Origin of the sequence: Massilia sp. UYP32, from assembly GCF_050434365.1 — a bacterium.
GTDB lineage: Bacteria > Pseudomonadota > Gammaproteobacteria > Burkholderiales > Burkholderiaceae_D > Telluria > Telluria timonae.
Genome location: NZ_JBNDIK010000002.1, coordinates 39,510 through 55,035 on the forward strand (window position 1 = coordinate 39,510; position 15,526 = coordinate 55,035).

The window sequence follows — 15,526 nt, forward strand, 5'->3', positions numbered from 1 at the left end:
CCGCCGCCTCCGAACGGAGGCTTAGCAGTTCATTAAGAAAACGGCGGCGTCGGCGGCGCAAGTGTCACCGGGCTGTCATATTTGACATCTACACTGCCTGCGGGACGACTACGACCGCAAAATATGGACATGAAGAAAAAGGCCATTGAGGCTGAGCTCAAACAATTTTCCGACGGCGGCGCCTACCTGAACCGCGAACTGTCGCTGCTCGAATTCAACCGCCGCGTGCTGGCCCAGGCCGAAGACCCGTCGATTCCCCTGCTCGAACGCCTGCGCTTCCTGTGCATCGTGGCGAGCAACCTGGACGAATTCTTCGAAGTGCGGGTGGCCAGCCTGCTGGCCCAGCACCAGCTCGACCGCGCCAGCGGCGCCCTGCCCGACGGCCTGGCCGCCAACCTGGAACGCGCGAGCGCCGAATGCCGCCACCTGATCGCGCGCCAGTACAGCCTGTTCAATAGCGAGATCCAGCCGCAGCTGTCCGAGCACGGCATCCACCTGCTGCACCGCAGCGAGCGCAACGCCGCCCAGCGCGCCTGGGTCAAGCAGTATTTCGACCGCGAAGTGCGCCCGCTGCTCACGCCGATCGGCCTCGACCCTGCCCACCCCTTCCCGCGCGTCGTCAACAAGAGCCTGAACTTCATCGTGGAACTCGCCGGCAAGGACGCGTTCGGGCGCGGTTCGGGCATCGCGATCATGAAGGCGCCGCGCGTGCTGCCGCGCGTGATCCGGCTGCCGGACGAGCTCTCGGACAAGAAAGGCGCCTCCTACTGCATGCTGTCGTCGGTGATCCAGGCCCACATGGCCGACCTGTTCACCGGCCGCGATGTGGTCTCGTACTCGCAGTTCCGCGTCACCCGCAACAGCGACCTGTGGGTCGACGAAGAAGAAGTCAAGAACCTGCGCCAGGCGCTGCAGAGCGAGTTGCACAGCCGCCAGTACGGCTTCGCGGTGCGCCTCGAGGTGGGCCGCTCCTGCCCCGAGCACCTGTCGGACTTCCTGCTCAACCAGTTCCAGATCGACCGCAGCCGCCTGTTCAAGGTCGATGGACCGGTCAACCTGAGCCGCCTGCTGGAAATCGTCAACAGCAACGACCGGCCCGACCTGACCTTCGCGCCCTATGTCGCGGGCTACCCGAACAAGCTTGCCGGACCCGACCTGTTCGCCTCCCTGCGCAAGCACGACGCGCTGCTGCACCATCCATTCGAATCGTTCCAGCCGGTGATCAATTTCATCCAGTGCGCGGCGGCCGATCCGAACGTGGTGGCGATCAAGCAGACCATCTACCGCGCCGGCAGCAATTCGGAACTGGTCGACGCCCTGATCGCGGCCGCGCGCAGCGGCAAGGAAGTCACCGTCATCGTCGAGCTGATGGCGCGCTTCGACGAGGAAGCCAACATCAACTGGGCCGAGAAGCTCGAGCAGGCCGGGGCCCAGGTGGTGTACGGCGTGGTGGGCCTCAAGACCCATGCCAAGATGGCCCTCGTGCTGCGGCGCGAGCCGAATGGACTGCGCCGCTACGCCCACCTCGGCACCGGCAACTACAACCCGACCACCGCCAGGTTCTATACCGACATGGGGCTGCTGACGGCCGACCCGGAACTCACCGCCGACGTCAACGAAGTCTTCATCCACCTCACCAGCCTGACCCGGCCCAAGCAGCTGTCGAGCATCTGGCTGGCGCCGTTCTCGCTGCAGAAGGAGATCGTGCGCGCGATCCGCCAGGAAGCCGAGATCGCGCGCCAGGGCCGCCCGGGACGCATCATCGCCAAGATGAATTCGCTCACCGACGAGTCGGTGATCAAGGCCCTGTACGAGGCCTCGCAGGCCGGCGTCAGGATCGACCTCATCGTGCGCGGCGCCTGTTCGCTGCGGCCGGGCGTGGACGGCCTGTCGGACAACATCAAGGTGCGTTCGATCGTCGGCCGCTTCCTGGAGCACACCCGCATCTTCTATTTCCGCAACGACCTGAAGCACGACGTGGTGCTCAGCAGCGCCGACTGGATGAACCGCAACCTGTTCCGCCGGGTCGAAGTGGCATTCCCGATCCGCTCGACCGCGCTCAAGCGGCGCGTGATGCGCGAGGGCCTGCACCCCTACCTGAAGGACAACGTCAACGCCTGGGAGCTGGCGCCCGACGGCCGCTATCGCCGCCGCAAGGCGCGCGGCAAGCAGGGCCAGTACAGCGCGCAGCAGGTGCTGATGGACATGCTCGGCGCGGCCAGCCTCGCCAACGACACCAACGACAAGGAGATCGACAATGGAACTGATCCTGTGGCGCCACGCTGAGGCCGAGCCGGGAGAGCCGGACGCCGCACGCGCGCTCACGCCCAAGGGCCAACGCCACGCCGCGCGCATGGGCGCCTGGCTGGATCGCAAGCTGCCCCCGGCCTGCCGCATCCTGGTGAGCCCGGCCACGCGCTGCATCCAGACGGTGGAAGCGCTGGGGCGGCGCTACGAAGTGGTCGAGGCGCTGAACACCGGGTCGAGCGCGGAAGCGATCATCGCCGCCTGCGGCTGGCCCGAGCACCGCCAGCCGGCGCTGATCGTCGGCCACCAGCCGCTGCTGGGCCAGGTGGCGTCGATGGCGCTGTGCGGGAACAAGCAGGATTGGCGCATCCGCAAGGCGGGCGTGTTCTGGATCGAGCACAAGGAGCCGGATGGCGTGCCGTATATCCGGCTGGTGGCGGGGCCGGACGTGATCGGCAAGCTGCGTTAGAAGAAACGCTAGCGCACCTGGAAGCCGATGCCGACTTCGTTCCAGCTGCATTCTTCCTTCTCGAACCACGGCGCCAGCGTCGGATGCCGCGCCAGCAGTTCCGGCGGCAGCTCGATCTCGATCTTGCCCTTCATGCGCAGGCGCAGGCCGCCGATGTCGTTGTCGGCGCGCGCATGCATGAACACCACCGCCAGGCGCAGCGCCAGCACCGCCTTGGCCAGGTCGGGCTCGACCAGCGCCTCGCGGATCTTGCGCAGATTGCCCTTCTGTCCCAGCACCAGGGTCGCCAGCAGGCGCTGCTCGCGCGTGGTGAAGCCGCCCAGGTCGGCGTGCTCGACGATGTAGGCGCCGTGCTTGTGGGCCCCGCTCATCGAGATGGCCAGGCCGATCTCGTGCAGCATGGCGCTCCAGGCCAGGTAGTGCGGCTGGCTGTCGGCCTGCGGCTGCAGGCGTTCGTACAGCAGGGTCGCGATGCCGCAGGTGCGCAGCGCGCGCTGGGTGTCGACCCGGAAGCGCTGCATGCAGGAGCGGATCGCGGCGTCGCGCCGGTCGCGCCGGTTGGCGCGCAGCTCGAGATCGGACAGCACGCCCAGGCGCAGCCCGGCATTGACCGCCTGCAGGCGCTCGACCTTCAGCTCCTGCATGGCGCCGATGAGCACCGTCAGGCCGCCCACCATCACCGGCACGCGGTCGCGCTTGACGCCCGCAAGCAGAAAGGCGTCCACGTGGCCCAGCTCGATCAGGATGTCGCGCAAGGCATGCAGGCTGGCCTGCGACACCGTGCCGTCGCCGATCGCGTTGCGGCCGATGACTTCCGAAATGGCGCGCATGGTGCCGGATGAGCCGTAGGCGGCGTCCCAGCCCTGGGCGTGGTACAGCGAGGCGGCGTCTTCGAAGCGGGCGCGCGCCGCGGTGACGGCGGCGTCGAAATTGCGCGCGCTGATGCGGCCGTCGGGGAAATAGGCGCGCACCTGCGGCTGGGTGCCGATGCCGAACGACTCGACCAGGTGGATCTCGGCGCCGCTGCCGGCGATGACCTCGGTCGAGCCGCCGCCGATGTCGATCACCAGCCGCCGCTCGTCCTGGCGCTCGATGGCGCGCGTCACGCCCATGTAGATCAGGCGGCCCTCTTCCTCGCCCGAGATGATCTCGATCGGATACCCGATCGCCGCCTCGAGCTGCGGCAGCAGCTGGTCGGCGTTCTTCGCCACGCGCATGGTGTTGGTGGCGACCACGCGCACGGCGTCGAGGTGGTATTCGTCGAGGATCTTGCGGAAGTCGTGCAGGCAGGCGATGGCGGCGCGCATCGCGGCCTCGGTGAGCATGTCGTGACTATCGAGTCCCGCCGCCAGGCGGATCGGATCGCGCGCGGTGCGCACGATGTGCATGCGGGCGCCGAGCGGCTCGCCGATGTGCAGGCGGAAGCTGTTGGACCCGAGGTCGACTGCTGCAAACATGAGGCCCTTTCGAAAATGGACGAATCCCGCGGCCAGCTCATGCTGCGCGGGATCGGCAGGGCCAAGTATACAGCGTGGCGCGGGTCGCCACCAACCCCGGCGCGCGAAAAGTGCGCCGGGGGTTGTACGATGCGGCCGTTCAGCCGCGCTGGCGGACGGCCGGACGGCGGCGCAGGCAGTGCCAGGCGCCGACCAGGCAGGGAATGCCGAGCGTGACGGCGGACAGGGCGTCCCAGATGCCGTCGCCCAGCAGGGCCGAGATCAGGCCGATGGTGGTGAGGATGGCCAGCACGATCGGCGCGCCCCAGATTTGCATCGGCGTGCGGCTCACGATGCGCTCCCCTCGCGCGCCAGCGCCGGCGCATCGATGCCGCGGGCCGGCGCGTGCTTGTCGAGGGCCGCGGCCTTGGCCGACGCGTTGGCGGTCTTGCCGCGCTTGACCCACAGGTACAGGCCCGTCACCAGGATCACGATGGTCGCGATGTCGAGCACCGCCCACAGGAACTTCATCCACTGGCCGCCGTAGTCGCCGAAGTGCAGCGGTTGCGACACCAGCAGCGCCTTCAGGTACCACGGCAGTTCGGGCGCGTCGGTGAGTTCGCCGGTATGGGCGTCGACCAGCACCGGCTGGTACATGCGCGAGCTGAACGGCTCGTTGCCGTTCATGAAGATGCCGTAGTGGTGGGCGCTGCTGAAATCGGTGCCCGGGAAGGCCACGAAGGCGACCCGCATGCCCGGCAGGCGCTCCTTGGCCTTTTCGATCGCGTCGTGCACCGAGGCGGTGTGCGGCTGCGGCGCCTTGTCCTTGTACTGGGCCAGGATCTCGCTCAGCTCATTGTGCTGGTAATACTTGAGCATCAGGTCGGCCCAGGTATTGATCATGCCGGTGCCGCCGACCACGAACAGCCAGGTGAGCGTGACGATGCCCAGCAGGTTGTGCATGTCGAGCCATTTGAGGCGGCTGCTTCTCTCCTTGCGCACGGTGCCGAAGTCGAGCTTGCGCATGAACGGCGAGTACAGGACCGCGCCGCTGACGATCGCGACCAGAAGCAACAGGGCCATCAACCCCAGGAACAGTTGGCCGGCCAGGCCCATGAACAGGTCGACGTGCAGCGCCAGCATGGTCGACATGAACACGCCGCCCTCGAAGGCCGGCTCTTCGATCACCTCCGTGGTGCGCGCATCGACGGCGATCGGCTTGTAGTCGTGGTCGTGCATGTGGTCGGCCAGGGTCACGTTCCAGATCTCGGGCACGTCCGCCTCTTGCGAGATGAACATCGGCTTCTTGGTCGGGTACAGCTCCTTGGCCGAGGCGATCACCGCGTCGACGTTGCCCATCGGCGTCGGTTGCGACAGCACCGGCGGCTCGACCTCGTTGCCCAGCAGGTGGCCGATCTCATGGTGGTAGATCAGCGGCAGGCCGGTCAGGCACAGCAGCAGCATGAAGATGGTGCAGACCAGGCTGGACCACTTGTGGATCCAGCCCCAGCGACGCAGGGAAACGGGTGACATGTTATTGGGTATGCATTATAGCTAGAGATACAGACCATGAATAATAATCGTTCTCATTTACAGATGCAAGCATCAGGCATAGAATGCGCGTTACTTTTAACGCATAAAAAGAGCAAGACACATGGACACCCTCCTCCCGACCTTGAAACTGAGCCCGACCCCGGTCGCGCTGGCCGCCGCCCTCTTCGTCTCCAGCACCGCGTTCGCCCAGCAGGCCGAATCGCCAGCCGACGAGAAGATCTCGACCGTGGTCGTGACCGCATCGGCCGATGCCTCGGCCCAGGGCCTGCCGGCCGCGTATGCCGGCGGCCAGGTGGCGCGCGGCGGTCGCCTGGGCCTGCTGGGCAACGTCGACATCATGGACACCCCGTTCAACAGCACCAACTACACCCATGCGCTGATCCAGGACCAGCAGGCGCGCAGCGTGGCCGACGTGGTGCAGAACGATCCGTCGGTGCGGGTGGCGCGCGGCTTCGGCAATTACCAGGAGCTGTACATGATCCGCGGCTTCGCGGTCGGCTCGGACGACACGGCGTATAACGGCCTGTACGGACTGCTGCCGCGCCAGTTCGTGGCGACCGAGCTGATGGAACGGGTGGAGGTGCTGCGCGGCGCGCACAGCTTCATCAACGGCGCGGCGCCGGCCGGCGGCAGCATCGGCGGCTCGATCAACATCCTGCCCAAGCGCGCCCCGAACCAGGAACTGAGCGAAGTCACCGTGGGCGTCGAGACCGGCGGCCAGGGCTATGGCGCGATCGACCTGGGCCGCCGCTTCGGCGAGGAAGGCCGCGCCGGCGTGCGCGTCAACGTGGCGCACCGCAACGGCGACACCGCGGTCGACCGCGAAGAACGCGAACTGTCCGTGTACTCGATCGGCGTCGACTACCGCGGCCGCGGCTACCGCCTGTCGGCCGACGTCGGCGCGCAGGACCACCAGCTGACCAATGCCCGTCCGAGCGTCGACCTGGCCGCCGGCCTGCCGATGATCGCGGCGCCGGATGCGAGCCACAACTTCGCCCAGCCGTGGACCATCTCGAACGAACGCCATACCTTCGGCACCGTGCGCGCCGAGGTCGACCTGGGCGCCGACGCGGTCGCGTGGGCGGCGGCTGGCCTGCGCAACGGCCAGGAATTCAACATCCTGGCCGGCATCGACGTCAACGCCGTCGATGGCGACGCCACCATGAGCCGCTTCGATAATATCCGCAAGGACCAGGTGCGCACCGGCGAAGTGGGCGTGCGCGGCTCACTGCGCACGGGCTTCGTCAAGCACGTGCTGAGCGCATCGGCCTCGGGCTTCCATTCCAAGTCGCGCAATGCCTATGGCATGTCCGATTTCGCCGGCTTCGCGTCGAACCTGTACCGCCCGCGCGACGTGGCGGCGCCGTCGTCGACCTTCTTCACCGGCGGCGACATGAACGATCCGCTGGTGACCTCCAAGACCATCCTGTCGGGCCTGGCGATCGCCGACACCATGTCGTTCATGGACGACAAGGTGCTGGTCAATGTCGGCCTGCGCCACCAGCGCATCAAGGACTTCGGCTACGACTACAACACCGGGCTGGAGAATTCGGGCTACGAATCGAGCAAGAACACGCCGTTCGCCGCCATCGTCTACAAGCCGCGCAAGGACCTGTCGCTGTATGCCAACTACAGCGAAGGCCTGCAGCGCGGCCCGGTCGCCTCGGGCACCGACATCGTCAACCAGGGCGAGATCTTCGCGCCTTACGTCGCGCGCCAGCGTGAAGCGGGCGTCAAGTACGACAGCGGCCGCTACGGCCTGACCGCGGCCGTGTTCTCGACCAGCCAGCCGAGCGCCTACGTCGAGAACCGCGTGTTCGGCGTGTTCGGCGAGCAGCGCAATCGCGGCCTCGAGCTGTCGGTGTTCGGCAATCCGGTGCGCGGCCTGAAGCTGCTGGGCGGCCTGACCCTGATCGACGCCGAGCAGCGTGTGACGGCCGGCGGCGTGAACCAGGGCAAGGACGCGATCGGCGTGCCGCAAACGCAGCTCAACATCGGCGCCGACTGGATGGTACCGGGCGTGGACGGCGTGTCGCTGAACGCGCGCACCGTGTACACCTCGAAGCAGTATGCCGACGGCGCCAATCTGCAGAAGCTGCCGTCGTGGACCCGCCTGGACCTGGGCGCGACCTGGAACACCCGCTTCATGGACCGCGACCTGACACTGCGCGCGCGCGTGGACAATGTCACGGACAAGAATTACTGGGCCTCGGCCGGCGGTTATCCGGGCGCGGGCTACCTGGTGCTGGCGGCGCCGCGCAGCGTGGTGGTGTCGGCGACGGTCGGATTCTGAACCGAATTCATGGCAGGCGCAGGTCGTCCTTCACGGCGGCCAGCGCCATCCTGTCGACCAGGCCGGGCGCGATCAGCTTGAGCCAGCGCCCGATCCTGCCCTGCGCCGTCATCACCACCTCGCGCTGGCGCGCCTCCATCGCCTTGACGATCAGGCGCGCGCACTCCTCCACCGGCATCGCCTTCTCTTCCCTGAGCGCGCTGGCGCCGGCCTCTTCTCCCCTGGCGTTGAAACCGCGGTAGCGGATGCGCGTGGCCACCACGCCCGGATAGGCGGTGGTCACGCTGACGCCCGCCTCCTTCAGTTCGACCCGCAGCGCTTCGAAGAAGCCGCTCATCGCGAACTTGGTGGCGCAATACGCGGTGCGTCCCGGCACCCCGACCAGGCCTGCCAGCGACGACACCGCCACGATGGCGCCGCGGCTCGCCTTCAGGTGCGGCAACGCGGCCTGGATGCACCAGACGCTGCCCCACAGGTTCACGCGCATCAGCTCTTCGTACCAGGCCAGGCTCTCGACTTCTTCGAACAGGGCGTGCGCCGAACGGCCGGCATTGTTGACCAGCACGTCGATGCGCCCGAAGCGTTCGACCGCCTGCGCGATCAGGCGCAGGCAATCGTACTGGCGGCCGGCGTCGAAGGCCACCGTGAGCGTGTCGGCGCCGAGCGCCTGGCACTGGCCGGCGACCAGGTCGAGCGGCCCCTGGTTGCGCGCGGCCAGCACGAGCCTGACCCCGGCGCCGTGGCGGGCCGCGAGCTGGCGCGCCATTTCGGCGCCGATGCCGTCCGAGCCGCCGGTGATGACGATGGCCCGGCTCATTTCTGCGCCTTCACGATCTGCAGCGCGCTGGCGATCACGGTGCTCATATCGCCCAGGTTGGCCGGCACGATCAGGGTGTTGTTGGTCTTGGCCAGGTTCGCGAACGCGTCCACGTAGTGCTCGGCCACGCGCAGGCTGACCGCGTCTATGCCGCCTGGCGAAGCGATTGCCTCGCCCACCTGGCGCAGCGCCGATGCGCTGGCGTCGGCCAGCGCCACGATGGCGGCCGCCTCGCCCATGGCGCGGTTGATCTCGGCCTGCTTCTCGCCCTCGGAGCGCGCGATGGCCGCCTCGCGCTCGCCGCTGGCGATGTTGATCTGCTCCTGGCGCCGGCCTTCCGAGGCCGCGATCAGCGCGCGTTTCTCGCGCTCGGCCGTGATCTGGGCCTGCATCGCCAGCAGGATCTCGGCCGGCGGCGTCAGGTCCTTGATCTCGTAGCGCAGCACCTTGACGCCCCAGTTGGCGGCCGACTCGTCGATCGCGTTCACGATGTGGGTGTTGATCAGGTCGCGCTCCTCGAAGGTCTTGTCGAGCTCCATGCGGCCGATCACCGAGCGCAGGGTGGTCTGGGCCAGTTGCGTGATGGCCTGGATGTAGTTCGACGAGCCGTAGGAGGCGCGCATGGCGTCGGTCACCTGGAAATACAGGATGCCGTCCACGTGCAGCTGGGTATTGTCGCGCGTGATGCAGACCTGGGGCGGCACGTCGAGGGGGATCTCCTTCAGGCTGTGCTTGTAGGCGATGCGGTCGACGAAGGGCACCACGATGTTCAGGCCGGGGGCCAGGGTGGCGTGGTATTTGCCGAGCCGCTCGACCACCCACGCGTTCTGTTGCGGCACCACGTTGATGGTCTTGAACACGAAGACCAGGGCGATGGCGAAGATCACGATCGCGACCACGCTGAAAGACAGTTCCATGTGCATCCCTCCTGTTGTGATTGTTCTAGGCCTGGCGGCGCGCGACGATCAGGCGGTTGCCCTGGACCTCGACGATCTCGAAGTCGCCCGGCTCCGGCTCCAGGCCGGCGCGCAGCTCGACGTCCCACAGCGCGCCGCGGTACATGACGCGCGCGCGCCGCTCCTGCCACTGCGGCACAGTGACGCGCTGGCCGATGTCGAGGTTGATGCTGGGGTCGTTCGCGGCCTGGCCGCGTCCGTGCCGCGCGTAGCGGGTGCGGCGCAGGATCATGGTGGCGCCGATGCCGACGAGCGCCGCCGCCAGCGTCTGCTGCGGGCCGCTGGCGCCCAGCCAGGCGGCGCCGGCGCCGCACAGGAGGCCGACGGCGATCATCAACAGGTAGAAGGTGCCGATGAACAGCTCGGCGACGATCAGGATGCCGGCGCCGATGAGCCAGTACGTCCAGTCGGACATGTCGGAGTCTCCTTCTTGTCATGGAATGAAAAAACCCTCGCTACCCGAAGTGGGTAGCGAGGGTTCGCATGACCGCGCGGTGGGCTGCGGCGGTTGGTCGTGAGGGCTTGGAAAGCGATCATTCCCGCCAGTGTAGCACTGGCGGTCCTCGACGGGGAATGTCGGAGATCAGGCCCCGGCCAGCTTCTGCCAGGTCTCGATCACCGAGTCCGGGTTGAGCGACATCGACTCGATGCCCTCACCCACCAGCCATTCGGCGAAGTCCGGGTTGTCCGACGGACCCTGGCCGCAGATGCCGACGTACTTGCCCTGCGCCAGGCAGGCCTTGATCGCCAGCGACAGCATCGCCTTGACGGCCGGGTCGCGCTCGTCGAAGTCCTTGGCCAAGAGCTCCATGCCGGAGTCGCGGTCCAGGCCCAGGGTGAGCTGGGTCAGGTCGTTGGAGCCGATCGAGAAGCCGTCGAAGTACTGCAGGAACTGCTCGGCCAGGATGGCGTTGGACGGCACCTCGCACATCATGATCAGGCGCAGCCCGTTCTCGCCGCGCTTCAGGCCGTTCTTGGCCAGCAGGTCGACGACCTTCTCGGCCTGGCCCAGGGTGCGCACGAACGGCACCATCAGCTCGACGTTGGTCAGGCCCATCTCGTTGCGCACGCGCTTCATGGCCGCGCATTCCATCGCGAACGATTCGGCGAAGTCCTCGGCCAGGTAGCGCGCGGCGCCGCGGAAGCCCAGCATCGGGTTCTCTTCGTCCGGCTCGTAGCGCGAACCGCCGATCAGCTTCTTGTACTCGTTCGACTTGAAGTCGGACAGGCGCACGATCACCGGCTTCGGCCAGAACGCGGCGGCGATGGTGGCCACGCCTTCGACCAGCTTGTCGACGTAGAAGGCGCGCGGCGAGGCGTGGCCGCGGGCCACCGACTCCACCGCCTTCTTCAGGTCGGCGTCGATGTTCGGGTACTCGAGGATGGCCTTCGGGTGCACGCCGATATTGTTGTTGATGATGAACTCGAGCCTGGCCAGGCCGACGCCGTTGTTGGGCACCGACTGGAAGTCGAACGCCAGCTGCGGGTTGCCGACGTTGAGCATGATCTTGGTCTTGATCGGCGGCAGTTCGCCGCGCGAGACTTCGGTGACCTCGGTTTCCAGCAGGCCGTCGTAGATCATGCCTTCGTCGCCTTCGGCGCAGGACACGGTGACCAGGGTGCCGTCCTTGAGCACGTCGGTCGCGTCGCCGCAGCCGACCACCGCCGGCACGCCCAGCTCACGGGCGATGATCGCCGCGTGGCAGGTGCGCCCGCCGCGGTTGGTGACGATCGCCGAGGCGCGCTTCATGACCGGCTCCCAGTTCGGGTCGGTCATGTCGGCCACCAGCACGTCGCCCGGCTGCACGCGTTCCATCTCCGACGGATCGGTGATGACGCGCACCGGGCCGGCGCCGATCTTCTGGCCGATCGCGCGGCCGTGGGTCAGCACGGTGCCGGTGCCCTTGAGCTGGAAGCGCTGCTGGGCGTCGGTGGCCTTCTGCTGCGACTTCACGGTCTCCGGACGCGCCTGCAGGATGTACAGCTTGCCGTCGCGGCCATCCTTGCCCCACTCGATGTCCATCGGACGGCCGTAGTGGTTCTCGATGATCATCGCGTACTTGGCCAGCTCGATGACTTCTTCCTCGACCAGCGAATAGCGGTTGCGCAGCTCGATCGGCACGTCGACGGTCTTGACCGAGCGGCCGGCCTTGGCTTCGTTGGTGAACTCCATCTTGATCAGCTTGGAGCCGATATTGCGGCGAATGACCGCCGACTTGCCCTGGGCCAGCATCGGCTTGTGGACGTAGAACTCGTCGGGATTGACCGCGCCCTGCACCACGGTCTCGCCCAGGCCGTAGCTCGAGGTGATGAACACCACGTCCTTGAAGCCCGATTCGGTGTCGATGGTGAACATCACGCCCGAGGCGCCGGTGTCGGAACGCACCATGCGCTGCACGCCGGCCGACAGCGCGACCTCGGCGTGGGTGAAGCCCTTGTGCACGCGGTACGAGATCGCGCGGTCGTTGTAGAGCGAGGCGAACACGTGCTTCATCGCCTCCAACACGTTGTCGATGCCGACCACGTTCAGGAACGATTCCTGCTGGCCGGCGAACGAGGCGTCCGGCAGGTCTTCGGCGGTGGCCGAGGAGCGCACGGCGAACGACACTTCGGTTTCCGAGCCGGCCACCAGGCGTTCGTAGAACGAACGGATTTCCTGTTCCAGGCGTGGCTGGAACGGGGTCTCGACGATCCAGCCGCGGATCTCGGCGCCGGCGGCGGCCAGCGCGCGCACGTCGTCGACGTCCAGGTTCTCGAGGCGGGTCGCGATGCGCTGGCCCAGCGACGGGCCACCGTCGGCACTGTGGTCGAGGAAGTCGCGGAAGGCGTCGGCGGTGGTGGCGAAGCCGGTCGGCACGCGCACGCCGGCGCCGGCCAGCTGGCTGATCATCTCGCCGAGCGAGGCGTTCTTGCCGCCGACCGACTCGACGTCGGTCATGCGCAGGTCCTCGAACGAGGCCACGTAGACGCGGTTTGCCTCGTCTGGCTTCAGTGCTGGAGTAGCTAGGTTAGTCATGATAAAACACCCTTACTTGATGATGGAAAGCTGTTGGCGCATCGGTGCCGGGAAGCGGGGGCGTCTTGACGTATTCTTGTTATTCTGGCCCGCGTGCAGCACAATGCAAAACCCGTTGCCGAGCATTTTACCCCGCGACAGGGTGAAGTGCAGCGCACTTTTGATGTTACTTTGTCAGCAAAGCATACCGATCCAGCCATCATGACCGACGATTCCCTGCCTTCCCCAGTCACCGCCTCGCGCACCGTCTTCTTTGTTTCCGACGGCACCGGCATCACGGCGGAGACCTTCGGTCACGCCGTGTTGAGCCAGTTCGACCTGCGTTTCCGCCAGATCCGCCTGCCGTTCGTGGATTCGATCGAGAAGGCGCACGACGCCGCGCGCCGCATCAACGAGAGCTTCGCGCTGCACGGCCAGCGGCCGATCGTGTTCTCGACCCTGGTGAAGCACGACCTGTCGAGCGTGATCCGCTCGGCGAACGGCATGCACATGGACCTGTTCCAGACCTTCGTCGCGCCGCTCGAGCAGGAGCTGGACGTCAAGTCGACGCACACGATCGGGCGCATCCACAATGCGGTGGACACCGAGGAATACAAGAACCGTATCGAAGCGATCAATTTCTCGTTGGCGCATGACGACGGCCAATCGCACAAGAACCTGGCCGAGGCCGACGTGATCCTGGTCGGCGTCTCGCGTTCCGGCAAAACGCCGACGAGCCTGTACCTGGCGATGCAATACGGCCTGAAGGCCGCGAACTATCCGCTGATTCCCGACGACTTCGAACGCGGCAAGCTGCCGAGTTCGCTGCCGCCATTCAAGGCAAAGCTGTTCGGCCTGACGATCACCCCCGAGCGCCTCTCGCAAATCCGCAACGAGCGCCGCGCCGGCAGCAAATACGCCTCACTGGAAAACTGCCGTTACGAAGTCAACGAAGCCGAACACCTGATGCGCCGCGAAGGCATCCGCTGGCTGTCGTCGACGACGAAATCCATCGAAGAAATCGCGACCACCATCCTCCAGGAAATCAAACCCGACCGCCGCGAGTACTGACTCCACCGAGGGTCGGAGTCGAATTATCGGGAAAGCTTATTGTGCGCCCATTAATTCTGCACAAGCCATCCGCGGCTTGCCTAAAAGCTCGTGCACATTAATCAGGGTCAGAGTCGAATTGTTTGACAACTTTGAAGAATTGCTCGGCAATTCTACTCTGACCCTGATTATTTTTTGCGGTTTTAGCGCCGTCGGTCGAGCGTTCAGGAAATAAGATGCCGCAAAGGATGATCGCCCCACATGTTAGCGCTATACCTACCCAATAATAAATAGGGTCGGAGTCGAATTGTTTGACAATATTGACGGCTGAGCTGCCAATCCGACTCCGACCCTAATTATTCGCTGAGTAATTGGCCAATAATTCGACTCCGACCCTATTTATTTGCCGGCCGAATTTGGGAAATTGCTCAAAAATTCTACTCTGACCCTAATTGTTGGGCTATTGATGGTTAGAAGAATTGGCGCCAGTCGGCGAGCCAGGCGGGGAAGGCGGTGGCTTCCATGGGGTTGGCGATGTGGTAGCCCTGGGCGTAGGTGCAGCCGAGGCTTTGGAGGAAATCCCAGTCTTGGCGGGTTTCGACGCCGACCGCGACCGACATGCGATCCAGGCTGTGGGCCAGGTTCAGGCACGAACGCAGGACCGTGCCCAGGGGGCGGCGTTTCGAGGCGCCGTCGACGAAGCTGCGGTCGATTTTCAGTTCGGTGAACGGGATGCGGGCCAGGAGTTGCAGGTTCGAGCGGCCCGTGCCGTAGTCGTCGATGGCGAGGCCGAAGCCCATCATGCGCAGGCGCACCAGGCGTTCGATGAAATCGGGGTTCGTGTTCAGTACCGACGATTCGGGCAGCTCGAAGGTGATGTAGTCGGGCAGGACCTTGTGGCGCTCCAGCGCGGCGCCGATCTGGCGCACGAAGGCCGGATGGGCCAGCGTTTCGGGGGCGATGTTCAGCGAGATCGGGACCGGGATGCCCTGCTCCTGGAACCAGCGGCAACGCTCCACCGACAGCTCGATCATGCTCCAGTCCAGGAAGTCGATGCGGCCGCTCTCTTCCAGCGCTTCCATGAACGACGCCGGCCCCAGCACGCCATGCTCGGGATGGCGCCAGCGGGCGAAGGCTTCCAGGCCTTTCACCTGACCGGTCGCGAGCTCGATCTTCGGCTGGAAGAATGGCTCGAACTGGCGCTTCTGCAGGCCGATGCCGATCTGCTGGAACGTGAAGCGCGGTCCGCCTGGCTTGCGCGGTGGCCGCGCCAGCGGGGAGTAGTTGTCGAGCAGCGGCTTGAGTTTGGCGGCGTTGACCGGCCTGGCGATCACGCCCAGCAGCTCGACGCCATAGGCCTCGGCCAGGGTCTCGACCGAGAACAGCAGGTCGGCGGGCTGCGCCCCCGTCACCACCAGACGCGCGGGGACCTGGATCTGGCCCAGGCGGCGAATCAGCTCCAGCCCATCCATGCCCGGCAGCGCGAGATCGACGATGGCGACGTTGACCGCCGGCGCCAGGCCGGCCTCCAGGGTCTGCAGCGCGAGATGCCCGTCCGGCACGTCGGTGACGCGGCTGGCGCCGAGCTGGCCCAGCAAGTCCACCAGCGCCCTGCGCTGGGCCGGGTCGGCTTGTGCCACCAAAAAATGCAAATGCGCGATGTCCATCGTTGCTCCAGTTTCCCAGCCGCCAGCCTACGCGATGCAAGG

Annotated in this window: 12 protein-coding genes; 4 read left to right on the forward strand and 8 right to left on the reverse strand. The window is 66.2% G+C overall.

Annotated features, from left to right (window positions below; all coding sequences use genetic code 11):
• Nucleotides 1–123: 123 nt before the first annotated feature.
• Nucleotides 124–2,286, forward strand: coding sequence for a polyphosphate kinase 1 (gene ppk1 / locus ABIB42_RS01665; RefSeq protein ID WP_005667686.1), 2,163 nt, complete (start codon nucleotides 124–126; stop codon nucleotides 2,284–2,286).
• Complete coding sequence (locus ABIB42_RS01670; RefSeq protein ID WP_429247779.1) at nucleotides 2,258–2,716, forward strand: SixA phosphatase family protein; 459 nt, start codon at nucleotides 2,258–2,260, stop codon at nucleotides 2,714–2,716. The genes ppk1 and ABIB42_RS01670 overlap by 29 nt, the downstream gene beginning before the upstream one ends.
• An 8-nt stretch (nucleotides 2,717–2,724) precedes the next feature.
• Here ABIB42_RS01670 and ABIB42_RS01675 read toward each other — a convergent pair whose 3' ends face one another.
• The 3 genes from ABIB42_RS01675 to ABIB42_RS01685 form a co-directional block, all read right to left on the reverse strand.
• A complete protein-coding gene (locus ABIB42_RS01675) occupies nucleotides 2,725–4,173 on the reverse strand; it encodes a Ppx/GppA phosphatase family protein (RefSeq protein WP_429247780.1) in 1,449 nt (482 codons plus the stop codon).
• 139 nt (nucleotides 4,174–4,312) lie between these two features.
• Complete coding sequence (locus ABIB42_RS01680) at nucleotides 4,313–4,504, reverse strand: hypothetical protein (RefSeq protein ID WP_051205098.1); 192 nt, start codon at nucleotides 4,502–4,504, stop codon at nucleotides 4,313–4,315.
• Entirely contained in the window at nucleotides 4,501–5,685 is a 1,185-nt protein-coding gene (locus ABIB42_RS01685) for a PepSY-associated TM helix domain-containing protein (RefSeq protein ID WP_005667694.1), read from the reverse strand. Before ABIB42_RS01685 ends, ABIB42_RS01680 begins: the two co-directional genes overlap by 4 nt.
• Nucleotides 5,686–5,806: 121 nt before the next feature.
• On the opposite strand from ABIB42_RS01685, the gene ABIB42_RS01690 reads away from it, so the two are divergent.
• Nucleotides 5,807–7,999 carry a TonB-dependent receptor gene (locus ABIB42_RS01690; protein ID WP_429247781.1) on the forward strand — a complete coding sequence of 731 codons (2,193 nt, stop codon included), beginning with the start codon at nucleotides 5,807–5,809 and terminating at the stop codon, nucleotides 7,997–7,999.
• 7 nt (nucleotides 8,000–8,006) lie between these two features.
• On the opposite strand, the gene ABIB42_RS01695 is transcribed toward ABIB42_RS01690, so the two are convergent.
• The 4 genes from ABIB42_RS01695 to ppsA all read right to left on the reverse strand — a co-directional run bounded on the left by ABIB42_RS01695 (nucleotide 8,007) and on the right by ppsA (nucleotide 12,788).
• Nucleotides 8,007–8,816, reverse strand: coding sequence for an SDR family oxidoreductase (locus ABIB42_RS01695; protein WP_429247782.1), 810 nt, complete (start codon nucleotides 8,814–8,816; stop codon nucleotides 8,007–8,009).
• Nucleotides 8,813–9,733, reverse strand: coding sequence for an SPFH domain-containing protein (locus tag ABIB42_RS01700; RefSeq protein ID WP_429247783.1), 921 nt, complete (start codon nucleotides 9,731–9,733; stop codon nucleotides 8,813–8,815). Before ABIB42_RS01700 ends, ABIB42_RS01695 begins: the two co-directional genes overlap by 4 nt.
• Nucleotides 9,734–9,758: 25 nt before the next feature.
• Nucleotides 9,759–10,187, reverse strand: a complete 429-nt coding sequence (locus tag ABIB42_RS01705; protein ID WP_071362490.1) for an NfeD family protein — start codon at nucleotides 10,185–10,187, stop codon at nucleotides 9,759–9,761.
• A 168-nt stretch (nucleotides 10,188–10,355) separates the two neighbouring features.
• The gene (gene ppsA, locus ABIB42_RS01710) at nucleotides 10,356–12,788 is read right to left on the reverse strand and encodes a phosphoenolpyruvate synthase (RefSeq protein ID WP_429247784.1); all 2,433 of its coding nucleotides are present in this window, start codon (nucleotides 12,786–12,788) and stop codon (nucleotides 10,356–10,358) included.
• 201 nt (nucleotides 12,789–12,989) lie between these two features.
• Here ppsA and ppsR point away from each other — a divergent pair, with 201 nt between their 5' ends.
• Nucleotides 12,990–13,838 carry a posphoenolpyruvate synthetase regulatory kinase/phosphorylase PpsR gene (ppsR, locus tag ABIB42_RS01715; RefSeq protein WP_005667703.1) on the forward strand — a complete coding sequence of 283 codons (849 nt, stop codon included), beginning with the start codon at nucleotides 12,990–12,992 and terminating at the stop codon, nucleotides 13,836–13,838.
• Nucleotides 13,839–14,287: 449 nt separating this feature from the next.
• On the opposite strand, the gene ABIB42_RS01720 is transcribed toward ppsR, so the two are convergent.
• Nucleotides 14,288–15,484, reverse strand: a complete 1,197-nt coding sequence (locus ABIB42_RS01720; RefSeq protein ID WP_184240349.1) for an EAL domain-containing response regulator — start codon at nucleotides 15,482–15,484, stop codon at nucleotides 14,288–14,290.
• Between the last annotated feature and the right edge of the window lie 42 nt (nucleotides 15,485–15,526).

What these genes read in the sequence shown, in the direction of transcription:
- ppk1 (WP_005667686.1), top strand. Translation starts at nt 124, where the DNA reads ATGGACATGAAGAAAAAGGCCATTGAGGCTGAGCTCAAACAATTTTCC.
- ABIB42_RS01670 (WP_429247779.1), top strand. Translation starts at nt 2,258, where the DNA reads ATGGAACTGATCCTGTGGCGCCACGCTGAGGCCGAGCCGGGAGAGCCG.
- ABIB42_RS01675 (WP_429247780.1), bottom strand. Translation starts at nt 4,173, where the DNA reads ATGTTTGCAGCAGTCGACCTCGGGTCCAACAGCTTCCGCCTGCACATC.
- ABIB42_RS01685 (WP_005667694.1), bottom strand. Translation starts at nt 5,685, where the DNA reads ATGTCACCCGTTTCCCTGCGTCGCTGGGGCTGGATCCACAAGTGGTCC.
- ABIB42_RS01690 (WP_429247781.1), top strand. Translation starts at nt 5,807, where the DNA reads ATGGACACCCTCCTCCCGACCTTGAAACTGAGCCCGACCCCGGTCGCG.
- ABIB42_RS01695 (WP_429247782.1), bottom strand. Translation starts at nt 8,816, where the DNA reads ATGAGCCGGGCCATCGTCATCACCGGCGGCTCGGACGGCATCGGCGCC.
- ABIB42_RS01700 (WP_429247783.1), bottom strand. Translation starts at nt 9,733, where the DNA reads ATGGAACTGTCTTTCAGCGTGGTCGCGATCGTGATCTTCGCCATCGCC.
- ABIB42_RS01705 (WP_071362490.1), bottom strand. Translation starts at nt 10,187, where the DNA reads ATGTCCGACTGGACGTACTGGCTCATCGGCGCCGGCATCCTGATCGTC.
- ppsA (WP_429247784.1), bottom strand. Translation starts at nt 12,788, where the DNA reads ATGACTAACCTAGCTACTCCAGCACTGAAGCCAGACGAGGCAAACCGC.
- ppsR (WP_005667703.1), top strand. Translation starts at nt 12,990, where the DNA reads ATGACCGACGATTCCCTGCCTTCCCCAGTCACCGCCTCGCGCACCGTC.
- ABIB42_RS01720 (WP_184240349.1), bottom strand. Translation starts at nt 15,484, where the DNA reads ATGGACATCGCGCATTTGCATTTTTTGGTGGCACAAGCCGACCCGGCC.